This window comes from Kitasatospora sp. NPDC091335, assembly GCF_044757205.1.
In the GTDB taxonomy this organism is placed as follows: Bacteria; Actinomycetota; Actinomycetes; order Streptomycetales; family Streptomycetaceae; genus Kitasatospora.
The window spans coordinates 223,067-238,886 of sequence record NZ_JBIVUM010000001.1 but is presented as its reverse complement, the minus strand read 5'-3'; the positions used below and the strand labels follow the sequence as shown (position 1 = coordinate 238,886).

The following is a 15,820-nucleotide window of genomic DNA, read 5'->3' as shown; positions in this document are numbered from 1 at the left end:
GGCCCGGGGAGGGCTCACCCGCTCTCCCCCAGCCGTCGGTGCCCGCTACTCGCGCGCCGCCGAGGTGGAGCTCATGTCCGCGTAGCGGTTCCCCGCGACCCGGCCGGCCACCGGCTCCAGCAGCGCCAGCTCCTCGGCGGTCAGCCGCAGCGTCGCCGCCGCGGTGTTCTCGGCGAGCCTGCCGCGCTTGCGGGTGCCCGGGATCGGCACGACGGCCAGCCCGTGCACCTCGGCCTGCCCGTGCACCCAGGCCAGGGCGACCTGGGCGAGCGTCACGCCGCGGGCCGACGCGATCTCCCGCAGCGGGGCGAGCAGTTCGCCGTTGAAAGCCGCGTTGTCACCGCTGTAGCGCGGGTGGTTGCGGCGGTAGTCGTCCGCCGAGAGCTCCTTGGCGTCCTGGAAGGCGCCGGTCAGGAAGCCCCGGCCGAGCGGCGAGTACGGCACGAAGGCGACGCCCAGCTCCGCCGCGGCCGGCACCGCCGTGCGCTCGACGTCGCGGGCGAACACCGACCACTCGGACTGGAGCGCGGCGATCGGGTGGACGGCGTGCGCCTCGCGCAGCTCCGCCCCGGTCACCTCGGACAGGCCGAGGTGGCGCACCTTGCCCGCCTCGACCAGCTCGGCCATGGCGCCGACCGAGTCGGCCAGCGGCACCGCCGGGTCGCGGCGGTGCATGTAGTACAGGTCGATCACGTCCACGCCGAGGCGGCGCAGCGAGGCGTCCACCGCGGTCCGGATGTACGCCGGGTCGTTGCTGATGCCGCGGACGGACTCGTCCTCCGCCGAGCGCATGATGGCGAACTTGGTGGCCAGCACCACCTCGTCCCGGTGGGCCCGGACGAACGGGCCGATCAGCTCCTCGTTGTGGCCGGAACCGTACATGTCGGCGGTGTCGAAGAGGGTGACGCCGGCCTCCAGGGCGGCGTCCAGGGTGGCGAGTGCCTCGCCGGAGTCGGTGGGGCCGTAGAACTCGCTCATGCCCATGCAGCCGAGGCCCTGGGTGCCCACGAGCGGGCCGCCGGTGCCGAGTTCGACGGTGGGAAGGACGGTCTGAGTCATGCGCTCTGCTCTTCCTCTACACGGTTGTCCACGGGGTGGTCCTGCTGTCCGGCCGGGGTGCCGGCGATGCCGGCGGCCTTCCCGGCGTACAGGTCGATCTTGTGGTCGAGGACGGCGAGGGTGGCCTGGAGGTCGACGATCCGCTGCCGGACCTCCTCGCGCTGGGCCTCCAGGAGCCGCTGGCGCGCCGGGTACGTCTGCTCGCCCTGCCGGGCCATGTCCACGTACCTGAGCATGTCCGCCACCGACATGCCGGTCAGCCGCAGCCGGCCCAGGAAGGCCAGCCGGTGCAGATCGGCGTCGCGGTAGCGGCGCTGTCCGCCCGACGCCCGGCCGACCGGGTCCAGCAGGCCGATCCGCTCGTACCAGCGCAGGGTGTGGGCGGTCAGCCCGCTCGCCGCGGCGACCTCGCTGATGGTGTGCCTCGGCGTCCGGTCCGGGTCGCCGGTCGGGCGGCTGAACACCTCGGAGCAGCTGCGCAGGTCCGTCTCGATGCGTGCGGGTGCGGTCATCGCTCGTCTCCCCTGTCCTCGGCCGCCCTGTGCTCGGCGGCCTCGTCCTCGGCGCCCTGTCCTCGGTGCCCTGTCCTCGGCGACACGGACGACGCTACCTAGTTTGAGTGCACTCCAAGCAAGCCCGTCATCCGGGTGGCTCCACCACCACCTTCCCGTGGGGCGTTTCCCGGCGACTACAGTCGGACCCCATGGAGAGCCTGCGGATGATCGAGAACTGGCCGGTGCCCCACGCCGCGGCGGCGGTGGTCCGGGCGGACGGCGCGGTGCTGGGCACGCACGGGCCGCAGCAGCACCTGTTCCCGCTGGCCTCGGTGACCAAGCCGCTCACCTCCTACGCGGCGCTGGTCGCCGTCGAGGAAGGCGTGTTCGAGCTGGACGACCCGGCCGGGCCGCCCGGGGCGACCGTGCGCCACCTGCTCGCACACACCTCGGGCCTGGGCTTCGACGAGGACCGGGTGTTCGCCGAGCCCGGCAAGCGCCGGCTGTACTCCAACGCGGGCTTCGACGCGCTGGCGCGGGCGCTGTCCGAGGCCGCCGGGATCGAGTTCTCCCGCTACGCCGCCGAGGCGGTCTTCGAGCCGCTGGGCATGACCGACACCCTGATCAACACCGCGCACAAGTCCCCGGCCGGCGCGGGCGGCCTGTCCACCCTCGCCGACCTCACCCGGTTCGCCGCCGAGTTGCAGGCGCCCAAGCTGCTGGACCCGTCCACCGTCCGGCAGGCCACCCGCGAGGTCGCCTTCCCCGGCACCGGCGGCGTGCTGCCCGGCTACGGCCACCACCGCCCGAACGACTGGGGCCTCGGCTTCGAGATCCGCGACGGCAAGAGCCCGCACTGGACCGGCACCGCCAACTCCCCGGGTACCTTCGGGCACTTCGGCCAGTCCGGCACCTTCCTGTGGGTCGACCCTCAGGCCGGCGCGGCCTGCGTCGTGCTCACCGACCGGGACTTCGGGCCCTGGGCGATCGAGGCCTGGCCGGCCTTCTCGGACGCGGTGCTCGCCGAGCTGCGCGGCTGACCGGACCGTACGGCTAGCCGTACGAGACCGGCGAGTGCATCTCCCAGAGCAGGAGTTCGGCGCCGGCCTCGCCCGCGGTGGGGTCGGCGAAGGCCTCCCCGGTGATCCGCACGCTGTCGCCCGGGGCCATCGAGCGGCCGCCGCCCTTGGGCCCCGGGATCGTCCGGTAGCCCAGCGAGCCGGCCGTCAGGTGCGCGTACCGCCAGGGCGCCGCGGGCAGCTGCGGCAGCGGCTGCCACGGCCCCGCGGTGGCCAGCCAGAGCGCGGCGTCGCCGCGGCGCAGCCGCAGGGCGTCCGTCCCGGCGTCGCGCTCCAGCCCGGAGGCGAGCAGCGTCAACCCGCCGTCCGCCGGTTCCACCTTGCGCAGGCCGTACGCGGGGGGCGCGTCGAACTCGTCCGGCTGGAGCCACATCTGGACGAAGCGCACCGGCCCGGTGGCGCCGCCGACGTTGCGTTCGGTGTGGGTGACGCCGGAACCGGCGCTCAGGTACTGGACCATCCCGGGGCGGACCACCCCGCCGTGGCCGTGGGAGTCCCGGTGGGCCAGCGCGCCCTCCAGCACCCAGGTGAGGATCTCGGTGTCCCGGTGCTTGTGCTCGTCGAACCCCGCGCCGGGGGCGAGGAGTTCCTCGTTGCACGCGAGCAGCGCGCCGAAGTGGGTGTTCTTCGGGTCGTAGTGGCCCGCGAAGGAGAACGCGTGCCGGGTCTCGATGCCCTCGGCCGGGGCGGAGCGGTAGCGCTCGGCGGTGCGGCGCAGGTCGGCACGGGGGCGGTCGGCGGCTTCGGTCACGCCCCCACCGTAGTGGGTGGGCCCCGGGTGTGATCCTTGCCACCGCGCCGCTCCGCCGGGGGGTGTGCGCGAGCAGTCACTCGCGTGAGGCAGTCTTGTCCTTGTGTCAGCCGCTTCCGCGAACTCCAAGAGCGACCCCAGTCCCAGCCCCGCAGCCGCCGGGAAGAGCCCGGCCTCCCGGTCGGGCCGCGACCGCCCCGGCCGCGCGGCGCCCCGCCTGACCGCGCAGGAGCGCAGAAACGTCGCCGAGCGCGCCGAGCGCCGGGCCGCGACGCTCAAGCGGCTGGAGAAGTCCTCGGGCAAGCTGGCCACCGCCGCGATCTCGCGGATGGACGACCAGCTCGGCTGGTACCGGCGGATGCCGCCGGAGCACCGGTCCTGGATCGGCCTGGTCGCCCAGGCCGGCATCGCCGCCTTCACCGAGTGGTACCGCCACCCCGAGGCCGCGAAGGCGATCTCCACCGACGTCTTCGGCACCGCCCCGCGCGAGCTGACCAGGGCGATCACCCTGCGCCAGACCGTCGAGCTGATCCGCACCACGATCGAGGTGATGGAGGAGGCCATCGAGGAGGTGGCCGCCCCCGGCGACGAGGCGGACATGCGCGAGTCGGTGCTGGTCTACGCCCGGGAGATCGCCTTCGCGACCGCCCAGGTGTACGCCCAGGCGGCCGAGGCACGCGGCGCCTGGGACGCCCGGCTGGAGGCGCTGGTGGTCAACTCGCTGCTGTCCGGCGACGCCGACGAGGGCGTGCTCTCGCGCGCCGCGGCGCTCGGCTGGGGCCAGCCCAGCCAGATCCGGGTGGTGATGGGCAGCGCGCCGGACGGCGACAGCGAGCTGGTGGTGGAGGCGATCCGCCGGGCCGCCAGGTACGCCAAGCTGCACGTGCTGACCGGGGTGCTGGGCAAGCGCCTGGTGGTCGTGGTCGGCGGCGAGAAGGAGCCGGTGCAGGCGGCCCGGGCGCTGATCGGCCAGTTCGCGCCGGGCCCCGTGGTGGTCGGCCCGACGGTGCCCGACCTGCTCTCCGCGACCCGCTCGGCGCACGCCGCCGCGGCGGGCCTGCGGGCCTGCGCCGCCTGGCCGGACGCCCCCCGCCCGGTGCTGGCCGACGATCTGCTGCCGGAGCGGGCGCTGGCCGGTGACCAGGCCGCGCGCCGTCAGCTGGTGGAGGAGATCTACACACCGCTGGACGAGGCCGGCTCCGCCCTGCTGGAGACGCTGAGCGTCTACCTGGAGCAGGCATCCTCGCTGGAGGGAGCGGCCAGGATGCTCTTCGTCCATCCCAACACGGTGCGCTACCGGCTACGACGTGTGACTGATGTGACGGGGTACGCCCCCTCCGATGTACGTTCCGCGTTCACTCTGCGGATCGCCCTGGCCCTCGGCCGGCTGGACGCCGACAGCGAGCCCGGCTGAGCCGGAGTGTAGGGACCATACAATCCCGGATGGTTTTCTTCGTTACCGTCGCCTACCCGCCCCTGGGTGCCTGGCGAGAGAGGGTTGAACCGTGCTCGTAATCGTCGCCCCTGGACAGGGTGCCCAGTCCCCCGGTTTCCTCAGCCCCTGGTTGGAACTCGACGGTGTCGCCGACCGCCTGAGCGGCTGGTCGGACGTCGCCGGTCTCGACCTGGTGCACGCCGGCACCGAGGCGTCCGCCGAGGACATCAAGGACACCGCCGTCGCCCAGCCGCTGCTGGTCGCGGCCGGCCTGATGACCGCCCGGGAGCTGTTCCCGGACGAGGACCTCGCCCGCAAGGTGGTCGGCGCCGTGGCCGGCCACAGCGTCGGTGAGATCACCGCCGCCGCCGGCGCCGGGGTGCTCACCGCCCACGACGCGCTGACCTTCGTCCGTGAGCGCGGCCGGGCCATGGCCGAGGCCGCCGCCGTCACCGAGACCGGCATGCTCGCCGTGCTCGGCGGCGAGCCGGAGGAGGTCGCGGCGAAGCTGGCCGAACACGGCCTGACCCCGGCCAACAACAACGGCGGCGGCCAGATCGTCGCCGCCGGTACGCTGGCCCAGCTGGAGGCGCTGAAGGCGGACCCGCCGACCCGCGCCAAGCTGATCGCCCTCAAGGTGGCCGGTGCCTTCCACACCGAGCACATGGCCCCCGGTGTCGAGCGGCTGGCCAGGCTGGCCCCGACCCTGACGGCGGCCGACCCGCAGGTCCGCTACGTCTCCAACAAGGACGGCGCGGTGGTGGACTCCGGTGCCGAGGTGCTCGCGCGCCTGGTGTCGCAGGTCTCCAACCCGGTCCGCTGGGACCTCTGCATGGAGACCCTCGGGCGGCTGGGCGCGACGGCCGTGATCGAGCTGTCCCCGGCGGGCACCCTCACCGGACTGCTCAAGCGCAACCTCAAGGGTGTGGCCACGCTCGCCCTCAAGACCCCCGCCGACCTGGACCGGGCCCGCGAGCTCGTCGCGGAGCACGGCGGTCAGGAGCAGGAGACCCAGGCATGACCAAGCCCCAGATCCGTCCGGTGAGCGGCGCGCAGTACTCGCGCATCCTCGGCGTCGGCGGCTACCGCCCGGTCCGGGTGATCCCCAACTCCGAGGTCCTGGAGTGGATCGACTCGTCGGACGAGTGGATCCGCACCCGCAGCGGGATCGCCGAGCGCCGCTGGGCCGGCCCGGACGAGTCCGTCGCCGAGATGTCCCTCCAGGCCGCCGGCAAGGCCATCGCCCAGGCCGGGATCTCCGCCGCGCAGATCGGCGGTGTGATCGTCTCGACCGTCTCGCACCTCAAGCAGACCCCCGCGATCGCCACCGAGATCTCCGAGCGGCTCGGCTGCGGCACCGCCCCGGCCTTCGACATCTCGGCCGCCTGCGCCGGCTTCGGCTACGGCCTCGGCCTGGCCGACGGCATGATCCGCGGCGGCAACGCCGAGTACGTGCTGGTCATCGGCGTCGAGCGGCTCAGCGACCTGACCGACCAGTCGGACCGCTCCACCGCCTTCATCTTCGGCGACGGCGCCGGCGCCGCGGTCGTCGGTCCGTCCGACACGCCCGGCATCGGCAAGCTGATCTGGGGTTCGGACGGCTCGCAGGCCGACCTGATCACCCAGACCGAGGCCTGGGACACCGCCTTCGCCAAGTCCGACGCGATCAACGGCGCGGGCGAGGAGACCAGGTGGCCGGCCCTGCGGATGGACGGCCAGCCGGTCTTCCGCTGGGCGGTCTGGGAGATGGCCAAGGTGGCCCAGCAGGCGCTGGACGCCGCCGGGATCACCGCCGACCAGCTCGGTGCCTTCATCCCCCACCAGGCGAACATGCGCATCACGGATGCCATGATCAAGGCGCTCAAGCTGCCGGAGTCGGTGCCCGTCGCCCGCGACATCGCCGAGACCGGCAACACCTCCGCGGCCTCCATCCCGCTGGCGATGGAGCGCATGCTGGAGAGCGGTGAGGCCCACAGCGGAGACCTGGCCCTGATCATCGGGTTCGGGGCGGGTCTCGTCTACGCCGCAGCAGTCGTTACTCTCCCCTAGGCGCTTTCGCCCACATCCACAAGCCTGTGCCCGGCCGATCGGCCGGGTGCGTTCAACACCGAAGAGGAGCAGCCAGTATGGCTACCAAGGACGAGGTCCTGGAAGGTCTCGCCGAGATCGTCAACGAGATCGCCGGTATCCCGACCGAGGACGTCGCGCTCGACAAGTCCTTCACCGATGACCTGGACGTCGACTCGCTGTCCATGGTCGAGGTCGTCGTGGCCGCCGAGGAGCGCTTCGACGTCAAGATCCCGGACGACGAGGTCAAGAACCTGAAGACCGTCGGCGACGCGGTGGACTACATCCTCGCCAACGCCTGAGCGATCGAATCGTTCGACCCGGCCAGCCCGTCCGGCGTCCCGTACGCCGGCGAAGGCTGACCGGTCGGCCGGGCTCGGTCGAGTCAGGCCGACCCGCCGGCCGGGCGTCCCCACCCCGGGGGCGCCCGGCCGGGCCCATCCTCGGCACGCCGCCGACCCCCGCACACGTGAGAGAAGAAGAAACCAGTGACCGCTGAAATCCGCACCGTGGTCGTCACGGGTATCGGCGCCTTCACGCCGCTGGGCGCCGACGCCGCCAGCACCTGGGAGAACCTGGTCGCAGGCAAGTCCGGCGTGGCGGCCCTGACCGAGGAGTGGGCCGAGGAACTGCCGGTGAGGATCGCCGCGAAGACCGCCGTCGAGCCCGGCGAGATCCTGCCCCGCCCGCTGGCCCGCAAGCTGGACCGCTCGGCGCAGTTCGCGCTGATCGCCGCCCGCGAGGCCTGGGCCGACGCCGGCTACGAGACCCCCGCCACCGACGAGTCCTCCAAGCTCGTCCCCGAGCGCCTGGGCGCCGTCATCGCCTCCGGCATCGGGGGCGTGACCACCCTGCTCGACCAGTACGACGTGCTGAAGGCGAAGGGCGCCCGCAAGGTCTCCCCGCACACCGTCCCGATGCTGATGCCCAACTCCCCTGCGGCCAACGTCGGTCTGGAGGTCGGCGCCCGCGCCGGCGTGCACACCCCCGTCTCCGCCTGTGCCTCCGGCGCCGAGGCGATCGGCTACGCGATCGAGATGATCCGCACCGGCCGCGCCGACGTCGTGGTGGCCGGCGGCACCGAGGCCGCGATCCACCCGCTGCCGATCGCCGCGTTCGCCAACATGATGGCGATGTCCAAGAACAACGACGACCCCCAGCGCGCCTCCCGGCCGTACGACAAGGGCCGCGACGGCTTCGTGCTGGGCGAGGGCGCCGGCGTGGTCGTGCTGGAGTCGATCGAGCACGCCGAGGCGCGCGGTGCCCGGATCTACTGCGAGGCCGTGGGCCAGGGCCTGTCCTCGGACGCCCACCACATCGCCCAGCCCGAGCCGACCGGCGCCGGCGTGGCCCGCGCGCTGGCCGACCTGTTCGAGCGCAACGACCTGGACAAGGCCGAGATCGTGCACGTCAACGCGCACGCCACCTCGACCCCGCAGGGCGACACCGCCGAGCTGAAGGCGCTGCGCAAGGAGCTGGGCGACGACCTCGACCACATCGCCATCTCGGCCACCAAGTCGATGACCGGCCACCTGCTGGGCGGCGCCGGCGGCATCGAGACCGTCGCCACCGTGCTGGCCCTGCACCACCGGATCGCCCCGCCGACCATCAACGTGGACGAGCTGGACGACGACGTGGAGGCGGACATCGTCCGCGACGTGGCCCGCCCGCTGCCCGAGGGCCGGATCGCGGCGCTGAACAACTCGTTCGGCTTCGGCGGCCACAACGTGGTGCTGGCCTTCCGCAGCCGCTGACGCCCAGCACGAAGGGGCCGGCGCTCTCCGCGAGCGCCGGCCCCTTCGTGGTGCCCGTCGGACTTCTCCGGGCCGGCCTCAGACCACCTGGTGCAGCCAGCGCACCGGAGCGCCCTCGCCCGCGTACCGGAAGGGCTCCAGCTCGTCGTCCCAGGGCTTGCCGAGCAGCCTGGCGATCTCGGCCTCCAGGTCGGCCCCCTCGCTGCGGGCGCGCAGCAGGACGGCGCGCAGCCGGTCCTCGGGGATCAGGATGTCTCCGTGGATGCCGGTGACGGCGTGGAAGATGCCGAGCGAGGGCGTGCTGCTGTACCGCTCCCCCTCCGCCGTGGCGCAGGGCTCGCTGGTCACCTCGTACCGCATCAGCTGCCAGCCGCGCAGCGCGGAGGCGAGCTTCGAAGCCGTACCGGGCTCCCCCTGCCAGGAGAGCTCGGCACGCCAGTGCCCGGGTGCGGCCGGCTGGCGGATCCAGTCCAGGCTCACCCGTACACCGAGCACCCCCGCGACGGCCCACTCGACGTGCGGGCACAGCGCGCGGGGCGCGGAGTGGATGTACAGAACTCCACGTGTCGTCACCGGGACCTCCAGGCTGTGGACGAGGGTCGCCTTCCCCAGCTGCCTCGTGCCTACAGTTGATCCGCAGTTACCCACGTTAGCCGACATTAAGCTACTAAATTGAGCAAAACGGACAGGCTTTCGCTCAATGCTAGTCGAATCCTCAACGAGGTCCACCCCTCGGTCGGATCTCTCCCCCGAACGGCCCCATCGCCTGGCGGAACCACCGTACCGCGCGTCGCCACAGCGCGGATGACGCACTTTCGGATCGGGCCGGAATGCGGTAGTGCGCCCCGGACCCCCGCACCCGACCCCGGACCGCCGACGACGGACCGCCCCGCCGCCCGGTCGGGGCGGCGGGGCGGTCGGCGTTCCTGTGGGCGTTCCTGACGTGGCGTCAGTCGCCCAGGCGGACGACCATCTTGCCGGTGTTGACGCCGCGCAGCAGGTCGAGGAAGGCCTCGGCGGCGTTCTCGAAACCGTCCACCACGGTCTCCTCGGTGCGCAGTTCACCGGACGTCAGCCAGCCGGCCACCTCGGCGACGAACTGCGGCTGCAGCGCGGCGTGGTCGCGGACCAGCATGCCCTCCAGGCGCAGCCGCTTGCCGATGGCGAGCGCGAGGTTGCGCGGGGCGGCGGGCGCGGTGGTGTCGTTGTACTGGGCGATCGCGCCGCAGAGCACCGCGCGGCCGTGCACGTCCAGCGCTCCGATCGCGGCCTCCAGGTGGTCGCCGCCGACGTTGTCGAAGTAGAGGTCGATGCCCTCCGGGGCGGCCTCGGCGAGCTGCTGGGCGACCGGGGCGTCCTTGTAGTTGAAGGCCGCGTCGAAGCCGTACTCGTCCACCAGCTTGGCCACCTTCTCCGCCGAGCCGGCCGAACCGACCACCAGCGAGGCGCCCTTGAGCCTGGCGATCTGGCCGACCAGGGAGCCGACCGCGCCGGCCGCGCCGGAGACGAAGACCCGGTCGCCCTCCTTGAGGCCGCCGACGGCCAGCAGTCCGGCGTAGGCGGTCAGGCCCGGCATGCCGAGCACGCCGAGGTAGGCGGAGAGCGGGGCCGCGGCCGGGTCGACCCTGACCGCGTGCCCGGCGTCCAGGGTCGCGTACTCGCGCCAGCCGAGCCCGTGCAGCACCGCGTCGCCCGGGGCGAAGCCCTCGGCCCCGGAGGCGACGACGTAGCCGACGGCGCCGCCGTCCATGGCCCGGCCCAGCTGGAACGGCGGGGCGTACGACTTCACGTCGTTCATCCGGCCGCGCATGTACGGGTCCACCGAGAGGTAGGCGTTGCGGACCAGGATCTCGCCCGGGCCCGGGGCCAGGACCGGGGCCTCGACCAGGGCGAAGTCGGCCGGCACCGGCCAGCCCTGGGGGCGGGCGGCGAGGTGCCATTCGCGGGCGGTCACGGGGACGGTCTGCTCTGCCATCGGGCGCTCCTTGCGGTTCGGGTGCGGTGCGGTGCGGATGCGATGCGGTTCGGGTGCGGCTCGGCACATGAAAGGTTGAGCAACTTAAGTAACGATGGACATGAAAGGTTCACCTTGTCAACTTTTCAGGTAGACTTCGATCCATGGACACCGAGCCGATCCAGGACGCCACGTCGCAGCCCGACGAGATCACCCGCGAGGTCGTCGACCTGATGGCCAACCTGGTCGCGCTGTTCCACCGCGAGTACGAGGACGCCGCCGCCGCGCGCTCGCTCACCGGCGCCCAGGCCAAGGTGCTCGCCCTGCTGCGGCGCGGGCCGATGCCGATGCGCCAGATCGCCCAGACGCTCAGCTGCGAGCCGTCCAACATCACCGGCATCGTCGACCGGCTCGAATCCCGCGGCTTCGTCACCCGCGAGGCCGACCGGCAGGACCGCAGGGTCAAGCTGGTCGCGGCCACCGACACCGGCTCGGCCGCCTCCACGGAACTGCGCGAGTCGCTGAACTTCGCCCGCGAACCACTGGCCGCGCTCGACCCGGCCGAGCGGACCGCCCTGCGCGACCTGCTCCGGCGGATGCTCGCGGGCGCCTCGGGGCCCGGCGCGTGACCAGCATCACAGGCCCGGGGGGATATTCGTCCGTCCCGGGGAGGTAACCGAACCGCCTTCCGGAACGTCTAACGTTCGAACATCGAACGCGAGAGATCTGAAACGGGGGGCACGGAGGATGAGCAGCAGCACGCGCCGGCGCCGCTACCTGCGGACCGCCATCGGCCTGGCCGCCGTACTGGTGCTGTCGGTCGTGGGCGCGGGAGCCTGGTTCTACCACCGGCTGGACAACAACATCACCACCTTCGACGCGGGCGGCGTCGCCACCGAGCGCCCGCCGGCCCCCGTTCCGGCCACCCCGGGCGCCTCCGTCCCGGTCAACGTGCTGCTGCTCGGCTCGGACACCCGCGACGGCGGCAACGACGTCCTGGGCGGCGGCGACGAGGGCGTCGGCCACTCGGACACCGCGATCCTGGTGCACATCTACGCCGACCACAAGCACGCCGTCGGCGTCTCCATCCCCCGCGACACCCTGGTCACCATCCCGTCCTGCCGGCTGCCGAACGGCAACTGGACGACGGCGAAGACCGACCAGATGTTCAACTCCGCGTTCACCGTGGGCCTGGCGGCCCAGGGCAACCCGGCCTGCACCCAGAACACCGTCGAGAAGCTCACCGGGCTGAGGATCGACCACACCATGGTGGTCGACTTCAAGGGCGCGGCCGCGATGTCCGACGCGGTGGGCGGCGTCGAGGCCTGTGTGCCCAACGACGTCGACGAGTACGGCATACACCTCAAGAAGGGCCTCCAGAAGCTCTCCGGGCAGTCCGCGGTGGACTACCTGCGGGCCCGCCACGGCTTCGGCGACAACTCCGACATAGGCCGGATGATGCGCCAGCAGGCCTTCCTCTCCTCGATGATCAGGAAGGTGCAGAGCCAGGGCTTCTCGCTGCCCACCCTGCTGCCGCTGGCCGACGCCGCCACCAAGTCGCTCACCGTGGACGAGGGGCTGGGCACCGCGATGAAGCTGGTGGACTTCGCCCGGTCGGTGCAGGACATCAAGCTCTCCGACGTCTCCTTCGTCACCGCGCCCTGGCGCTACGCCGGCGACCGGGTGCGGCTGGTCCAGCCGGACGCCGACACCCTCTGGAAGCTGCTGCGCGAGGACCGCACCCTGGACGGCCAGAGCACCGCGGGGACCGGCCAGGTGACCTCCTCCCCCGGCGCCGACCCGAGCGGCGCGCCCGCGCCGGGCACCCCGCTCACCCCGGAGCAGACCGCGGCGCCGATCACCGTGGTCAACGGGGTCGGCACGCCCGGCCTGGCCGGCTCCGGCGCCGAGACGCTCAAGGCGCGCGGCTTCCGGAACATCACGCTCGGCCCCAACTCCCCCGGGCAGCAGGCCACCCGGGTCTCCTACGACCCCGCGCTGAAGGCCACCGCCGACCAGGTGGTGGCGCTCTTCCCCGGCGCCAAGGCCGTCGAGGAGCCCGGCTCGGAGGCGATCACCGTCACCCTCGGCCCCGACTACCCCACGGCGGGCACCCGGATCGACTCGGTCACCGCCCCGAGCCCGGCACCCGGCGCGCCGGCCGGCACCACCCCGGGCGCCGGCCCCGGTGCCACCCCGGGCGGCATTCCCACCGGGATAGCGGAGAACACCCGCAACGCCGACACCGACCCGTGCGCCAAGCTGTCCTTCGGCTGACCGCCCGCTACCGCGGGTCCGGCAGCCCGGTGACGACGGCGGTGAGGCGGGTGCCCCGGGGGAAGGCGCCCGCCGCCGCCAGGTCGGCCAGCGCGGCGAGCAGCTTGGCGACGTAGCGGCGCTCCAGCGGGACGCCGTGCCGGCGCTCGAACCGCTCGGCGAAGCCGTCCAGTTCGGCCGGGACCTTGCCGTACCCGCCACCGTGGTGCCCGTGGTCGATCCGCCAGTTGCCGAACTCGCGTCCGTAGGCGGCCCGGTGCAGCCGGGCGACCTCCGCCTCCAGGTAGCCCTCGCCGCCGCGCAGCACGGCCACCCCGAGCGCCCGGGCACCCGGCGGCAGGCCCGCCGCGATGCCCGCCAGGGTGCCGCCGGTGCCGACCGGGCAGCAGACCACGTCCCGCTCGCCGAGCCCGGGCAGTTCGGCCGGGATCGCGGCCGCGCCGACGGCGGCCAGCGCGTTGGAGCCGCCCTCGGGGAGCACCAGGCAGCGGCCCCAGCGGCGGAGCAGGGCGTCCGTGCCGTGCTCCCCCTCGGCCCGGCCGGTGGCCTCCCGGTACTCGGCGCGGGTCAGGAACTCCAGCCGCATCCCGGAGGCCTCGGCGGCCCGCAGCGACCAGTTGCGCGGCCGGCCGGCCAGCTCCTCGCCGCGGACCAGACCGACGCTCTCCAGCCCGAGCGCCCCGGCGGCCGCCGCCACGGCCCGCAGATGGGTCGAGTACGCGCCGCCGAAGGTCAGCAGCCGGGTGTGGCCCCGCTCCACGGCGGCGGCCAGGTTGGGCGCCAGCTTGCGCCACTTGTTGCCGGGGACGGTGGGGTGCAGCAGGTCGTCGCGCTTCAGCCGCAGCGCCACCCCGGCCCGGGCGAAGGCCTCGTCGGCGCAGTCCACCAGCGGGGTCGGCAGCAGGGCGGGTTCGAGCACCCGGCCAGCTTACGGGTGTGCGTGGAGCCCGGCCGCCGGATCGGCGACCGGGCTCCAGCCCCCTGTCCGGGCCGTCTCCCCCGTGGACGGCCCGTCAGCCCACCGAGGCGCTCTCCGCCGCCTGGCCCGCCATCCGCCAGGCCAGCGCCGTGCCGAGCGCGCGCGGGACCGGGCCGGCCGCCAGGGCCAGCTTCCCGATCCGGCCCCGGTACTCCCTGCGCTGCCCGGAGCTCAGGACCGAACGGAGCTTCCCCGCCGCGACCAGGGCGGTCAGCGCCGCGTCGACCGGGTCGACCCGGCTGAGCGGTCCCTTGAGCGCCCCGGTGACGGAGGCCACCAGCGCCTCGCGGGCCCCCGGGCCGTCCGGGGCGACCAGGGTCACCGGGAACAGCCCGGCCACCCGGTGCGGCCGGAGGGTGATCCGGCCGGAGTCCGCCAGGCCGTCCCTGACCCGGCGGATCGGCTGGTCGTGCCCGTAGCTCCTGGCACGGCCGACCCACCAGCTCCAGCTGTGCGGCCGGGTCTCCCTGATCTGGCCCAACAGGCGGGCGCTGTAAGGGTCGAGGCCCGTCTCGGCGGCGCCGGCCCGGACCCGGGCGACGGCCTTGCGGCCCTCCTCGTACAACAGGCCCCGGCGCAGCAGTTCGGTCAGCGCCGCCGCCTGGAGCAGCAGGTTGAGCGAGGAGTGCTGGGTGGTCCGCCCGCGCCGCGGGTCGTAGGCGAGCAGGTACAGCTTCTCGGGGAGGGTGGCGGGCAGTTCCATGTCGGTCTCCGAAGGTCTTCTGAGCGCCCGGCCCCGCAGTCAGTCCTCGCCGGGACCGACGCTCTCCGGGCTCTCCTTGGGCGGGCGGCCGCGCCTGGGAAGCCGGGCCGCGCCGGTGGGCATCCGGCCCGCGTCGCCGAGGGCGCGGCGGAGCAGGAACTCGATCTGCGCGTTGGTGCTGCGCAGGTCGTCCGCGGCCCATCGGGCGAGTGCGTCGTGAACTGAAGGGTCCAGCCGCAACAGGAGCTTCTTCCGTTCCGTCGCCAAGGCCTCGCCTTACTGGTAGAGGGAACCCGTGTTCACGACGGGCTGGGTGCCGCGCTCGCCGCAGAGCACCACCAGGAGGTTGCTCACCATGGCGGCCTTGCGCTCCTCGTCCAGATCCACGACATCGCGTTCGGCGAGCCGGTCCAGCGCCTCCTCGACCATGCCGACGGCGCCCTCGACGATCAGTCTGCGCGCCGCGACCACGGCCCCGGCCTGCTGGCGCTGGAGCATCACCTGGGCGACCTCCGGAGCGTACGCGAGCCTGGTGATCCGCGACTCGACGACCCGCACACCGGCCGCGGCGACCCGGGCGGAGATCTCGGCGGAGAGCTTGCGGGCGATCTCCTCCGCGCCGTCGCGCAGCGACAACTGGCCCTCGTGGTGGGCGTCGTAGGGGTAGCTGGTGGCGATGTGCCGCACGGCCGTCTCGGTCTGGATGGCGACGAAGTCGGCGTAGTCGTCCACCTCGAACACCGCCATCGCGGTGTCCTCGACCTGCCAGACCACCACGGCGGCGATCTCGATCGGGTTGCCGTCCGCGTCGTTGACCTTGCTGGTCTCGGTCTCGTGGTTGCGGATCCGCAGCGAGATGTGCCGACGGCTGGTGAACGGGTTCAGCCAGGTCATCCCCTCGGCCCGGATGGTGCCCCGGTAGCGCCCGAGCAGCTGGACCACCCTGGCCTGGCCCGGCGAGACCACCGTCAGCCCGAACATCAGCAGCAGCGAGCCGAGCAGCAGCAGCGGCCCGACGACCATCAGCGCGACGCCCGCCCCCTTGCTACCGCCGGACAGCTGGACCGCACCGCCGACGAAGGAGCCGATCCCGGCGAGCAGCCCGAGCAGCGTGCCGCCGAGCACCGGCAGGCCGGCCGCTCCGGTGATGACCTTCTCGGTGATCTTGGGGACCGGGAGGTCCAGGGCGGGGCCGTCCTCGACGGTCGTACGCGGCGTGGTCATGGGGCGGCTCCTTCGGCAGGCACTCTCATCCGATGGCAAAGTGA

17 protein-coding genes are annotated in these 15,820 nt (G+C 73.3%); 8 read left to right on the top strand and 9 right to left on the bottom strand.

The genetic code is table 11. The features are described 5' to 3' along the window. Nucleotides 1-45: 45 nt before the first annotated feature. Nucleotides 46-1,059, bottom strand: a complete 1,014-nt coding sequence (locus ACIQOW_RS01080) for an aldo/keto reductase (protein ID WP_401078230.1) — start codon at nucleotides 1,057-1,059, stop codon at nucleotides 46-48. Continuing rightward, nucleotides 1,056-1,571 carry a MerR family transcriptional regulator gene (locus ACIQOW_RS01075; RefSeq protein ID WP_401078227.1) on the bottom strand — a complete coding sequence of 172 codons (516 nt, stop codon included), beginning with the start codon at nucleotides 1,569-1,571 and terminating at the stop codon, nucleotides 1,056-1,058. The genes ACIQOW_RS01080 and ACIQOW_RS01075 overlap by 4 nt, the downstream gene beginning before the upstream one ends. 191 nt (nucleotides 1,572-1,762) lie before the next feature. Here ACIQOW_RS01075 and ACIQOW_RS01070 point away from each other — a divergent pair, with 191 nt between their 5' ends. Beyond that, nucleotides 1,763-2,593, top strand: a complete 831-nt coding sequence (locus tag ACIQOW_RS01070; protein WP_401078225.1) for a serine hydrolase domain-containing protein — start codon at nucleotides 1,763-1,765, stop codon at nucleotides 2,591-2,593. Nucleotides 2,594-2,606: 13 nt separating this feature from the next. On the opposite strand, the gene ACIQOW_RS01065 is transcribed toward ACIQOW_RS01070, so the two are convergent. Continuing rightward, nucleotides 2,607-3,383 (bottom strand): pirin family protein, encoded by a 777-nt coding sequence (locus tag ACIQOW_RS01065; protein ID WP_401078222.1) that lies wholly within the window; start codon nucleotides 3,381-3,383, stop codon nucleotides 2,607-2,609. 217 nt (nucleotides 3,384-3,600) lie between these two features. On the opposite strand from ACIQOW_RS01065, the gene ACIQOW_RS01060 reads away from it, so the two are divergent. The 5 genes from ACIQOW_RS01060 (at nucleotide 3,601) to fabF (ending at nucleotide 8,639) form a co-directional block, all read left to right on the top strand. After that, nucleotides 3,601-4,797, top strand: coding sequence for a CdaR family transcriptional regulator (locus tag ACIQOW_RS01060; RefSeq protein WP_188296505.1), 1,197 nt, complete (start codon nucleotides 3,601-3,603; stop codon nucleotides 4,795-4,797). Between the two features lie 91 nt (nucleotides 4,798-4,888). Beyond that, nucleotides 4,889-5,839: an ACP S-malonyltransferase gene (locus ACIQOW_RS01055; protein ID WP_188296482.1), complete on the top strand. Its 951-nt coding sequence runs from the start codon at nucleotides 4,889-4,891 to the stop codon at nucleotides 5,837-5,839. After that, a complete protein-coding gene (locus ACIQOW_RS01050; protein WP_188296481.1) occupies nucleotides 5,836-6,867 on the top strand; it encodes a beta-ketoacyl-ACP synthase III in 1,032 nt (343 codons plus the stop codon). Before ACIQOW_RS01055 ends, ACIQOW_RS01050 begins: the two co-directional genes overlap by 4 nt. A 77-nt stretch (nucleotides 6,868-6,944) precedes the next feature. Continuing rightward, on the top strand, nucleotides 6,945-7,187 hold the full coding sequence (locus ACIQOW_RS01045; protein ID WP_401078217.1) for an acyl carrier protein: 243 nt from the start codon (nucleotides 6,945-6,947) through the stop codon (nucleotides 7,185-7,187). A 186-nt stretch (nucleotides 7,188-7,373) separates the two neighbouring features. Further along, on the top strand, nucleotides 7,374-8,639 hold the full coding sequence (gene fabF / locus ACIQOW_RS01040; RefSeq protein WP_188296479.1) for a beta-ketoacyl-ACP synthase II: 1,266 nt from the start codon (nucleotides 7,374-7,376) through the stop codon (nucleotides 8,637-8,639). A 78-nt stretch (nucleotides 8,640-8,717) separates the two neighbouring features. Here the strand turns inward: fabF and ACIQOW_RS01035 are convergent, their stop codons facing one another. Together ACIQOW_RS01035 and ACIQOW_RS01030 are read right to left on the bottom strand one after the other, a co-directional pair. After that, nucleotides 8,718-9,212 carry a DUF3145 domain-containing protein gene (locus ACIQOW_RS01035; RefSeq protein ID WP_188296478.1) on the bottom strand — a complete coding sequence of 165 codons (495 nt, stop codon included), beginning with the start codon at nucleotides 9,210-9,212 and terminating at the stop codon, nucleotides 8,718-8,720. 376 nt (nucleotides 9,213-9,588) lie between these two features. Further along, nucleotides 9,589-10,614, bottom strand: a complete 1,026-nt coding sequence (locus ACIQOW_RS01030) for an NADP-dependent oxidoreductase (RefSeq protein WP_401078213.1) — start codon at nucleotides 10,612-10,614, stop codon at nucleotides 9,589-9,591. 143 nt (nucleotides 10,615-10,757) lie between these two features. Between ACIQOW_RS01030 and ACIQOW_RS01025 the strand changes: the two genes are divergently transcribed. Together ACIQOW_RS01025 and ACIQOW_RS01020 are read left to right on the top strand one after the other, a co-directional pair. Further along, complete coding sequence (locus ACIQOW_RS01025) at nucleotides 10,758-11,222, top strand: MarR family winged helix-turn-helix transcriptional regulator (protein ID WP_188296476.1); 465 nt, start codon at nucleotides 10,758-10,760, stop codon at nucleotides 11,220-11,222. Nucleotides 11,223-11,340: 118 nt separating this feature from the next. Continuing rightward, on the top strand, nucleotides 11,341-12,870 hold the full coding sequence (locus ACIQOW_RS01020) for an LCP family protein (RefSeq protein WP_401078210.1): 1,530 nt from the start codon (nucleotides 11,341-11,343) through the stop codon (nucleotides 12,868-12,870). A gap of 7 nt (nucleotides 12,871-12,877) precedes the next feature. On the opposite strand, the gene ACIQOW_RS01015 is transcribed toward ACIQOW_RS01020, so the two are convergent. The 4 genes from ACIQOW_RS01015 to ACIQOW_RS01000 form a co-directional block, all read right to left on the bottom strand. Beyond that, entirely contained in the window at nucleotides 12,878-13,789 is a 912-nt protein-coding gene (locus ACIQOW_RS01015) for a 1-aminocyclopropane-1-carboxylate deaminase/D-cysteine desulfhydrase (protein WP_401078207.1), read from the bottom strand. Nucleotides 13,790-13,883: 94 nt separating this feature from the next. After that, on the bottom strand, nucleotides 13,884-14,552 hold the full coding sequence (locus ACIQOW_RS01010) for a GPP34 family phosphoprotein (protein ID WP_401078204.1): 669 nt from the start codon (nucleotides 14,550-14,552) through the stop codon (nucleotides 13,884-13,886). Between the two features lie 39 nt (nucleotides 14,553-14,591). Beyond that, nucleotides 14,592-14,819: a hypothetical protein gene (locus tag ACIQOW_RS01005; RefSeq protein WP_401078201.1), complete on the bottom strand. Its 228-nt coding sequence runs from the start codon at nucleotides 14,817-14,819 to the stop codon at nucleotides 14,592-14,594. Nucleotides 14,820-14,828: 9 nt separating this feature from the next. After that, nucleotides 14,829-15,776: an SPFH domain-containing protein gene (locus ACIQOW_RS01000; protein WP_188296471.1), complete on the bottom strand. Its 948-nt coding sequence runs from the start codon at nucleotides 15,774-15,776 to the stop codon at nucleotides 14,829-14,831. Nucleotides 15,777-15,820 lie beyond the last annotated feature (44 nt).